1 protein-coding gene is annotated in these 255 nt (G+C 43.9%); it reads left to right on the forward strand.

From position 1 onward, the window contains the following. Positions 1-255: Ig-like domain-containing protein (locus ACNG5D_RS16160; protein WP_418184551.1), on the forward strand; the 255-nt coding region annotated here is incomplete at both ends.

The raw sequence follows: 255 nt of genomic DNA on the forward strand, positions 1-255 counted from the left end.
TGACATTAAACCCAGACGGTACATTAAGTGTAACCCCAGTAACGGATAGCACAGAACCAATCAACTTCACCTATACGGTAGAAGATGAAGACGGTTTAACGGATCAAGGTCAAGTCGCTATCACATTTGATCAATTACCTCCAGTAGCGGACGATGAAACGATAGGCAATGCGACGATCAACACGGATGTACCAGTTAACGCATTAGATGGCGATAACGATCCAGATGGCGATAACAATAACATGGTGATTACGG

Source organism: Algibacter ulvanivorans, assembly GCF_048381495.1.
Classification (GTDB): Bacteria; Bacteroidota; Bacteroidia; order Flavobacteriales; family Flavobacteriaceae; genus Algibacter_B; species Algibacter_B ulvanivorans.